10 protein-coding genes and 1 pseudogene are annotated in these 8,659 nt (G+C 67.6%); 6 read left to right on the plus strand and 5 right to left on the minus strand.

What is annotated here, in order from left to right; genetic code table 11:
- Window positions 1–205: 205 nt before the first annotated feature.
- A protein-coding gene (locus ACIPSA_RS51130; RefSeq protein WP_402649132.1) for an IS5 family transposase occupies window positions 206–1,080 on the minus strand; the annotation gives its coding sequence in 2 pieces (ribosomal slippage) (window positions 206–738 and window positions 738–1,080; 876 coding nt in all).
- A gap of 758 nt (window positions 1,081–1,838) precedes the next feature.
- Window positions 1,839–3,374 carry a hypothetical protein gene (locus tag ACIPSA_RS51135; RefSeq protein ID WP_402649135.1) on the minus strand — a complete coding sequence of 512 codons (1,536 nt, stop codon included), beginning with the start codon at window positions 3,372–3,374 and terminating at the stop codon, window positions 1,839–1,841.
- A 203-nt stretch (window positions 3,375–3,577) separates the two neighbouring features.
- Between ACIPSA_RS51135 and ACIPSA_RS51140 the strand changes: the two genes are divergently transcribed.
- The 3 genes from ACIPSA_RS51140 (at window position 3,578) to ACIPSA_RS51150 (ending at window position 4,480) form a co-directional block, all read left to right on the plus strand.
- A complete protein-coding gene (locus ACIPSA_RS51140) occupies window positions 3,578–3,769 on the plus strand; it encodes a hypothetical protein (protein ID WP_402649137.1) in 192 nt (63 codons plus the stop codon).
- A 136-nt stretch (window positions 3,770–3,905) separates the two neighbouring features.
- Complete coding sequence (locus tag ACIPSA_RS51145; RefSeq protein ID WP_402649139.1) at window positions 3,906–4,250, plus strand: hypothetical protein; 345 nt, start codon at window positions 3,906–3,908, stop codon at window positions 4,248–4,250.
- The gene (locus ACIPSA_RS51150; RefSeq protein ID WP_402649142.1) at window positions 4,250–4,480 is read left to right on the plus strand and encodes a hypothetical protein; all 231 of its coding nucleotides are present in this window, start codon (window positions 4,250–4,252) and stop codon (window positions 4,478–4,480) included. Before ACIPSA_RS51145 ends, ACIPSA_RS51150 begins: the two co-directional genes overlap by 1 nt.
- A gap of 394 nt (window positions 4,481–4,874) precedes the next feature.
- Here ACIPSA_RS51150 and ACIPSA_RS51155 read toward each other — a convergent pair whose 3' ends face one another.
- The gene (locus ACIPSA_RS51155) at window positions 4,875–5,150 is read right to left on the minus strand and encodes a hypothetical protein (protein WP_402649144.1); all 276 of its coding nucleotides are present in this window, start codon (window positions 5,148–5,150) and stop codon (window positions 4,875–4,877) included.
- Between the two features lie 140 nt (window positions 5,151–5,290).
- Here ACIPSA_RS51155 and ACIPSA_RS51160 point away from each other — a divergent pair, with 140 nt between their 5' ends.
- The gene (locus ACIPSA_RS51160) at window positions 5,291–5,419 is read left to right on the plus strand and encodes a hypothetical protein (RefSeq protein WP_402649147.1); all 129 of its coding nucleotides are present in this window, start codon (window positions 5,291–5,293) and stop codon (window positions 5,417–5,419) included.
- Window positions 5,420–5,721: 302 nt separating this feature from the next.
- On the opposite strand, the gene ACIPSA_RS51165 is transcribed toward ACIPSA_RS51160, so the two are convergent.
- Window positions 5,722–5,985, minus strand: a complete 264-nt coding sequence (locus tag ACIPSA_RS51165) for a hypothetical protein (RefSeq protein WP_402649150.1) — start codon at window positions 5,983–5,985, stop codon at window positions 5,722–5,724.
- Window positions 5,986–6,864: 879 nt separating this feature from the next.
- On the opposite strand from ACIPSA_RS51165, the gene ACIPSA_RS51170 reads away from it, so the two are divergent.
- Window positions 6,865–7,455, plus strand: a complete 591-nt coding sequence (locus ACIPSA_RS51170) for a replication/maintenance protein RepL (RefSeq protein ID WP_402649153.1) — start codon at window positions 6,865–6,867, stop codon at window positions 7,453–7,455.
- 17 nt (window positions 7,456–7,472) lie between these two features.
- The gene (locus ACIPSA_RS51175; RefSeq protein ID WP_402649156.1) at window positions 7,473–7,871 is read left to right on the plus strand and encodes a MarR family transcriptional regulator; all 399 of its coding nucleotides are present in this window, start codon (window positions 7,473–7,475) and stop codon (window positions 7,869–7,871) included.
- A gap of 551 nt (window positions 7,872–8,422) precedes the next feature.
- Here the strand turns inward: ACIPSA_RS51175 and ACIPSA_RS51180 are convergent.
- A pseudogene (locus ACIPSA_RS51180) lies at window positions 8,423–8,659 on the minus strand (hypothetical protein); the annotation flags it as partial.

Consider the following 8,659-nt stretch of genomic DNA (forward strand, 5'->3'; position numbering starts at 1 on the left):
GGGGCCTGCGCAAGACCCACGTCCAGCACGTCCTGACCGCTCTGGCCTGCAACGTCACCCGGATCGCCGACTGGATCGTCAGTCCGACCCGAAAGCAGCGGGCACCCAGCCACTTCCACGCCCTCTGCACCGCCACCAGCTGACCCTCACAAGATCGCCAACAGAGTCACGGCATTGCGTCTAGGGCGTGTATCGAATGTGCTGGTCACAGCCACTCGTTGATGGCCGCTACGAGGACGGTCGCTTCGTAGCGGACCGCCAACTTGTCGTACCGCGTGGCCACGGCCCGGTGCCTCTTGAGGCGATTGATGCCGCACTCGACCGCGTGCCGCGCGCGGTAGTCGACCGGGTCGAACTTCGGCGGCCGGCCACCGGACGAGCCGCGCTTCTTACGGTTGCGTGCCTGGTCGACCTTGTCCGGGATGGTGCAGCGGATGCCGCGTCGCCGCAGGTAGGCGCGGTTTGCACGGGAGGCGTACGCCCTGTCTGCGCGGACCCGCCTCGGCCGGGTGCGAGGCCTGCCAGGACCGAGGCGGGGAACCCGGATGCGGCCCAGGACGACCTCGAACTGCGGGGAGTCACCCCGCTGCCCGGCCGTGACGACGACCGACATGGGTTTTTGCCGCTGCTCCACAGCCAGGTGCAGCTTGGTGGTCAGGCCGCCGCGCGAGCGGCCGAGTCCGTGGTCGGCCGGTTCGACGGCAACGCCTCCGGGTGGCTCCTTCTGCAGGGCCCCCCTTTCCGCGCCCCGGCGGCATGCTGGTGGGCCCGGACGACAGTGGAGTCAACGTTGAGGTCCCAGGTGATCAGGTCTTCGGCGTCGGCCCGGGCCTGCAGTTCGGTGAAGATCCGGTGCCAGGTGCCGTCCCGCTGCCAGCGCCGGAACAAGTCGTACACCCGGCCCCACGGCCCGTACTGCTGCGGCATGTCACGCCACGGGACACCGGTGCGGACCCGGAACCGAATGCCGTCGATCAGTTGCCGCCTTGTCCATATCGGCGGTCGGCCCGGCTTCTTGCCCCTGGGCAACAGCGGCTCCAGCACCGCCCATTGCTCGTCTGTCAGATCTCCACGCGCCACGGACCGAGATCATCTCACGACCAAGATCCACTTACGACACACGCCCTAGGGCGTTTCGCCAGACAGCTTTCCTGCCCCCATCAGCGTCGGGGCGACGACCACGCCCTTCAGGCGCTCTACGAAACCGCCCGGGAGCGGGGCATGACCTTCCGCGAGACCAGCGCCTTCCACGACTGGACGGACAGGCAGCTCGCCCGCGAGCCCCTGCACCACGCCAGGTTCCCCGACAGTGAGCAGCGCAATCACCGAGCTGTTCACACAAGAGGAAGTCCGCCCGGCCAAAGCGTACTTGACCCCGCCCGGCCCGACACTGACCGCCTGACCGCCATCGAGACCCGCCTGCAGGCCGTCCCCGACGGCTGGCGGCAGCGCGGCGGCGACGCCGGTCTCATCGAGGACATCGACGGCCGGCCCATTGCCATTCTCGGCACCAGGCGACTCACCCCTCCCCCTCGGAGAATTCCTCGCCGCTGTCCCCGCCGACACCGAGTGGCTCGCTCAGCAACTGCGGCGGACGTGGGCGCAGCTGGACAGGATCCGCGACCGGATCGACGAGACCATCGCCGAGCAGAGAACCGAAATCCAAGAGCTCCGCGACTTGGTCACTCGCCTGACTCTCGCCAGCGCCGTTCTCACGCAAGGGAAGGCAGCGTCACCAGAACCGGCCTCCGACAACGTCATTCCATTCCCTCGATCGACGACGTGAGGGCTGCTCTGGTCGGTAAGCCTCGCAGCGTGCCTCACCGCATCAGCACTTCCTAGAGGGTCGAGCAGTCCAGGAGTCGCCCGTCGGTGGTGCCAATGAGCAGTCGGCCGGGTCCGGTAACGGTCAGCGCGGTCGCCACGGCGGGTACTCCGGCAACAGGCAGGTGACGACGCCAGCGGACGTCGCCGTCACGGAGATCGAGTCCGACGATCTCGCCGTCGTCGTACGTGACGTAGACGGTCTCCATGTCGTGGTCGAGGTCCGTGGCCTTCCGGTCTGTCCGAAAGACCCAAGTGGGCTCTTCACTGGCCACCATGCGCCGTACGACGAACGACCCGCCGGGCTGCAACCCGTGGCCGTGGTAGACAGTGCCGGCATAAATCAGGTCACCATCGGCGGTCTCCACGCCGGGGCCGGCGAAGTGTGTCTCACCTGGCTTCCAGGAGTACGGACACAAATGATCGACCTCCGCCCCCCTCGGCTCACGCGGACGTTCGGCAACCGGTATGGACCCCAGGTCCGCTGCCGCAAGCCAGGCTTCACCTGGGCCAGGCTGCTGCCCGCCCTTCGTGGAAACGGTTTCCCGAAAGTAGATCCGGCTGCCACGCCGAATACGCAACCTGCTCCGCTCCCCGTTCCGCCCAGCGGGTGCGAGGGCGGGCAGGCCGTCAGCACATCGCACCAGGGACACCGCGCCGGCAGGAGTGAGGTGGTCGAGCTGCGCCCCGTCCTGGAGCGCGAGCAGGACCACGGCCTGAGCACGCTCCTCCCACGGAGGCCGCACCAGACCAACCCAGGCCGATCGCTCATCTGCGGCGATGACAATGTCACGGCCGCCACCATCATCGTCCCGGACAGCCCACTGCCGTCGCCCCGAAGGAAGCCAGGACTCCAACTGGACCCCATCGAGCGTCGCCACGATCCTGCCGTCGGACAATTCCTCAACCGCGCGGACGTTGCGTCGCGGGTCCCAGTTCGTACTCAGACCGGAGACCGTCTGGCGGGCATCCTCTCGACGGTCGGTTCGCGGGGCCGCTCCCCGTGGTCCAGCCAGGTCATATCCGGTGATCGACCGGGGTGGTACGACCCTCCAGTCGGGCCGATGCACCACCGCGACGTGCCCTTCGCTCCACGCGTCTTTGTCCTGCCAGTCGTCAGGCGGTGCCATTAGCACCCGTAGTTCCTGTTCGCTGAGCCATTCCAAGCCCAGGACTTGGCGGCCGAGCTCGTGCTCGATGAGCGACGTGGCGCTGCCCGTCTCCAGGTCCAGAAGGAGCAGTTCCCCTTCGAAGAAGTAGCCGCCGTCGTAGTCGCCCGTGCCGACTACAAGAAGGGGGAGCCTGGGGTGGAAAGCCATGGCGTGCACGGGATAGCGCGCACGGATAAGCGCTCGGCAGGTCAGATCATCGATGCCATAGACACCAACCGGCGCAGTACTGCCGAACTCGTGCACGCCCGCCACTGCCACGTGCGTGCCTGCCACTGCTAGCAGGCCGCGGTCCTCGTCATCGACGGTGAGGACGGGATCACCGACCTCGGCGAAGGGACGGTCACCGAGGATTCGGTCGATGCGGAACGAGATGGTCATGGCGGTGATCTTCTCAGCGGCCAGAAGCTGCGTGAAGCCACGGACTTGAAGAAGCCGAACAGAAGAACTTGACGGGGAAGTGCGCTGAGGACTGGATCGCCGCGAACCCGGTTGAGGCAAGCCGCCGGCGGTTCGCCTCCGACGTCCAGACCAAACGCCGGTGCGACGACGACCACGCCTGATCCCTCCACCAGGAGGCCCTCATGAACAGCACCGACCACGCCCTCGCCTACCCCGAGCCGCCCGCCTCGCCGCTCTGGCACCACCACGGTGCGAAGGCCCGGCCGCTCACCGAGGCCGAGAAGAAGCGCAACCGCGAGCTCCTGGTGCTCGCGCAGTACACCCCCCGACCCCGCTCCCCTCGCACCACTGAGACCCCGGCGGAGGCCAGCTAATGGACACCAAGCACTGCGCCATCGACGGCTGGGTCGACGCAATATCCGTCCCAGGCCCGCGTGGCACCGTCACCTTCGACCTGATCGTCCGCCCGGCCGACGCGGACACCGTCGCCAGGACGCCCCCGACACGGTTGTGGCCTGTAGCAGCGGAGACCCCCGGATCACCCGCGAGCTGCTGATCGACATCCAGCCCGGCGACCTGCTGCGTGTCACCGGAACCCTGGTCCAGCCCCAGGCGCCCGGCGAGGCCGCCCGGCTCACTGTCGACGCCCTGGAGGTCCTGGACACCGCGCGCATCCCGGTCCTGCGCGACATGGTGATGGACCGGTACGGCGACTACGTCGGCGTCTTCGACGCCGACCGCGACCAGGTCCCCGTCTTCACCGTGCTCGGGCAGTGGGTCGGCCTGGCGGAGAACCCCGACGCCATCGCCACCCTGATCGACATACACGAGCGCGTGAACGGCGGTGGCGCGTGATGGCCGCGATCACGCCGCGTTCAGGACCGTCCTGGAACGGATTCGCGCCGGAGGCCTTCGCGGCTTGTGGCCGATCGCCGAAGCCAACCGGTACGGAAACCGCGGCTGGCCGGATCGGCCTCGCGCCCGGCCGCGATCTCAAACAGCCCCATCCGCTGTGGGCCAACCCCACCCAGGCCGACCGCCTCAAGCTGGTCCTGGACGACCTGTACCTGCGGGGACCTCGCTGACGAAGTCCTCGTGGTCAACCGGGGCGGGTACATCGGCGACAGCACCGGCAGCGAGATCGACTACGCCTGTAGCGTCGGCAAGCCTGACTGCTACACCTACCCCACACCCGAGACAGCGCGCCGTCGGTGAGCGGCATGACTGGCCGGGTGTACTTCGAACGTGGCCAGCCCGTCACCGTGGTCACCCCGTACTGTGCCCGCTGCGCCCCCGACGTCACCGGTGACTGGCTGCACTTCCAGTGGCTCGGCCGGCGACCCGCTGCTGGCCCACGCAACGTGGGAGTCCGCCGCGCTGAGGGAGCGATCGTCGTCCGCCCCTTCCGAGGCCTGACCCGGTCCCCGAACCACCCCAACACACCCGAGGAGAAGAGTCGATGACCGCTCCTTGCACCGACTAGCCTGGCGTGCCGGACTGGCTCGCCGCCGCAGAAGCCGCCCACCAGGAGCAGCGGCTCGACACCGAGGCCCCAGGCTGCTCCGTGCCCGCCGTCACGCCGACCTGATCAACGCCCGTCTCGTCGAACTCGGCATCCGGCCGGTCGAGCCCGCCAGCGCCGACGACTTCGGCAACCTGCGGCCCGCCAGGCTGACCGAGCCCGAATTCGAGCCGTACGGCTACTCCGAGGTGCGCGCGGCCTGGAGCGAGGACGACAAGGAAGTCGAACTCCACACGGTCGGCTGGGAGGACGACCGGCCCCGGTTCAGCCGCGTTCGTCTGCTGCTCTCGCTCGCCGACGTCGCCGCCGCACGGCGCGAGTCACCCAAATTCACTGCCCCCAACGCGACCACCGCCTCGAGGCTATCCGCGCGATGGACGGCCTCAACGCCGACCTCCTCAACAGCGCCCACGTCGAAGAGATCGCGACGGCTATCCACGGCAACACCGCGGCGCTGCTGCACCTCGCTGACACCATCGCGCGCACCAACACCACTGTCTGAACGGACGTCCCCGGAACCGGGAGCGCCGCGCCCGCGCGGTGGCGGGCGCGGCGCTCTCGTTTGCACCAAGGAGTTACGGATGCCTCTCAGCCCACCGGTATCGGAGCGAGTCCAGCGCCTGTTGGCACAGCTGGAGCGGCACGGATCCCGTGGGAACGGGCAACTCGTCATCGACGGGAGCCTCTTGGCGGGCCACCTTCACTGCCGCTGGTGGGGGTTCCGCGGCCACGACGTCAGACGGAACCAGGAGCTTGTGGAGCACCCGGACGTGCTCGTCCAGCAGATCCTTTGACGGGTGCCGGTTAGGGAGACTGGATCTGGGCGCCGGTCCACGGAGCGCTGACCACCTTCTGCCACCGGAAGTGGTGAATTCCCACGGGGCCGAGGATCGCGGGCGCTCCAGCGGCCATCTGGCGGGGCTTGTGGAAGCGGGTGTTGATCCAGCCTGCTGCGGCGAGGCGGTTACGGCAGTGCTGCCAGGGCTCCACTTCGCATTTGGGGCAGCTGATCTGTGCGCAGGCGCGCAAGGCGCGGGCGATGGCGTCGGGGGTCTCCTCGCTGGACATAGGACGATGGTGTCGCAGCGGGTCGGCGGCCGGGCCCTTTTCCAGTGACATCAAGCTTCGGAGCCGGTCGGGCTGGGCGAACAGCCTCGCCAGCGAGCCAGCGGCGCGCACGTCGGGCTGCTCGTTTTCAATCGGTGGCTGCTGCCGCCGATCAGCGCGTCATGCGAATCCATGGCAAGCATGGGACCCGCCACACGCTGATACCTCAGCCGACGAACGGATCCAAAGATCACGGAGCGCTGGCTATAAAGGTACGGAGGTACGTGAGCTGCCTGGCCCCCCAGGGCCGGGCAGCGGCACCGTTCCTTTGCTCAGCCACGCCTCCTTGTTTTTGATCGTCACGGTAGATGCCACCCGAGACTCGGTACCGCTGATGCTGTCCACAGCCCGCAGGTAAGCAGAAGGCCGGCACGCGAAGCGAGCTCGGCAACAGATGAGGATGTGTGTTGTTGTTGGTGACCATGCGTCAGAAGTGCGTGGTGGCTCTTTAGTTAAGAGGAAGTCAGGGAATCACGCGTCTGACCTGCGGTTTTGTGAAGTCGAATGTCGGCGGCTGCCGACATTTGGTCCCTTTGGGTGTCGGTGGTCGCCCACATCTGCCCATGAAACTTGCGGATAGTCGCAACGCTCCATGAAAACATGCGGCTGTTCGCAACTCCTGCCTCGCTGGTCCGAGGAGTGGGCTTCAGGAGGTTCCCCGCTGGAAGGGGTCCCAGTCCCAAGGGGGCCCTTGGTGGCAACGGCTGCGGGCCGTGCCCGAGTGTCGGCCACTGTCGACACAGACTTGTGACGATCAGCAAGTCTTCGGCGCGTAACATGCGGATGGCCGCAACTATTGCCGTACAGTGCCGAGCACCTGTATGCGAAAGGATCATCTCTATGGATGCAGCGGCAGAGGGCCTGCGCTCATGGCGCGCGAGCCCAAGCCCTCAAAAGCCCAACCCGGTTCGGCCCGTACGCGCCGATGACGGAACCGACCTGGCCCGCATGATCGCCGAGCAGTTCGGCAAGGGACCGGTCCACGAAGTCAAGGCGGTCGTCTACCGCCGGCCGCCGCACGACATGCTCGGCTCCGACGGCTACTCCCTCGTCAGCAACTACTTCCTGCGCCGTGTCCTGCCGTACTGCCTGATGCACAACATCATCAGCAAGCTGCAGGCGGCGGTCTTGTCTAACATGATCGGACGCCAGAAGAAGGGAAGGATCGAGGTCACCCACGCGGAGATCGCCACCGAGCTGGGGGTCAAGCGCACCAGCATCGGCCACGCCCTGGACGCTCTCTGTGAGAAGAACTTGATCCGCAAGGTGAAGCGGTCGTCCTACCAGCTCAACCCCCGCGTGGCGTATAACGGAAACGGCAAGGAGCAGCACGACTTCCTCGCCGAGCTGCGAGCCCTGGCGCTTGACAGCAAGTTCCCCGACGAACTCGCCCCCGAGCTCACCCTGTTCGCCAGGGGTGAGGTCGGCTGACCGAAGGGATCCTCGCCATGCTGTTCAACACCACGGGCCTGCTGGGCATGCTGTACCAGCTCCAGCTCACCCCGACGGCGATCGATGTCCTGTCGGTGATGGTCGAACGTCAGGAGCCTGGGGGCTCGGTCGGCATGAAGCAGTCGGAGATCGATGAGGTCCTCGGCGTCGGCCAGGCTTCCATGAGCCGCGCCATGGCCCTGCTCGTCGACCGCGGCCTGGTGCTCCGTTCCGGCAACGGTCGCGGTCACCGGTATGCCCTGAACCCGGCCGTGGCCGGTTACGAGTCACAGGCCGAGCTGGAGAAGTCCATGACGGAGCAGCTCACCGTGGGCGGCCCCCCGCCGATCATGGTCCCGGGCTACGGCAAGCGGCCGCCGAAGCCGGGCAAGGGCGGGCTCCACGCTGTCGCCTGACGTACGGCTAAGCAAAAAGGCCTTCGGCGTGTTCGCCGGAGGCCTTCTGCACCTGTACGCGAAAGTGCGTGCTCCCAGTATGCCCCTCCCCCCATGCTGGAGCATCCGGTTCCGTCCGTGCGGCGATCATCCTCGCATGGGACGCGATGGCAGCATGCCTGATCGACAGTTGCGCCGGATGAGCGAAGACGGCGAAGCGGCAGCCAACGTATGACATGGAGTGGCTACGACGTCGTAATTCGGCCCCGGCATGACGACTCGAAGCGGCCCCGTTTCGTGAAGATCCATGACGGCTCGAAGCGGTCCCCGTGCCGGCATGGGCCAGGTCTCTGCCGCAGTCTGAGAAAGCTGCCGATGCTCAAGTAGGGGCCGATTCCAGCCGCCCGGGTGGGGCCGCCGAACGACGTCGCGGCCAACCCTGCAGGTGCGCTGGCGGCGCACGTACGACGGGGTACGGCGGGTGGTCGCGGAGTTGGAGTAGGGGGGTGGCCGGCTGGGCGTGCCGGAGTTCAGCGTCGGACCGCCACGGCCTCCGTGTGGGGTGTCGGTGTTCAGGGCGGGGCTGCCACGGCTGCCGCGGCCGCGGTAAGGATGCGGTGCAGGACGGGGACCGGGATCGCCGGGTTGGTGACCGCTGCGCATGCCGTGTCGCGGTCGTGCAGCAGCCCGGCCAGGACGCGGGCTGGTAGCCGCGGATTGCGCACCGCGGTGCCGCGGACGTGGGCCTCCGGGTCGTTCAGCAGCCGCACCGCGTCGGCCGGTGACAGCCGGGGGTCCTCAGCCGCGCG

This window comes from Streptomyces sp. NPDC086549, from assembly GCF_044746205.1.
Lineage (GTDB): Bacteria > Actinomycetota > Actinomycetes > Streptomycetales > Streptomycetaceae > Streptomyces.

Coding starts and splice junctions, on each gene's coding strand:
- ACIPSA_RS51135 (WP_402649135.1), bottom strand. CDS start 3,374: ATGACCATCTCGTTCCGCATCGACCGAATCCTCGGTGACCGTCCCTTC.
- ACIPSA_RS51140 (WP_402649137.1), top strand. CDS start 3,578: ATGAACAGCACCGACCACGCCCTCGCCTACCCCGAGCCGCCCGCCTCG.
- ACIPSA_RS51150 (WP_402649142.1), top strand. CDS start 4,250: ATGGCCGCGATCACGCCGCGTTCAGGACCGTCCTGGAACGGATTCGCG.
- ACIPSA_RS51160 (WP_402649147.1), top strand. CDS start 5,291: ATGGACGGCCTCAACGCCGACCTCCTCAACAGCGCCCACGTCGAAGAG.
- ACIPSA_RS51165 (WP_402649150.1), bottom strand. CDS start 5,985: ATGTCCAGCGAGGAGACCCCCGACGCCATCGCCCGCGCCTTGCGCGCC.
- ACIPSA_RS51170 (WP_402649153.1), top strand. CDS start 6,865: ATGGATGCAGCGGCAGAGGGCCTGCGCTCATGGCGCGCGAGCCCAAGC.
- ACIPSA_RS51175 (WP_402649156.1), top strand. CDS start 7,473: ATGCTGTTCAACACCACGGGCCTGCTGGGCATGCTGTACCAGCTCCAG.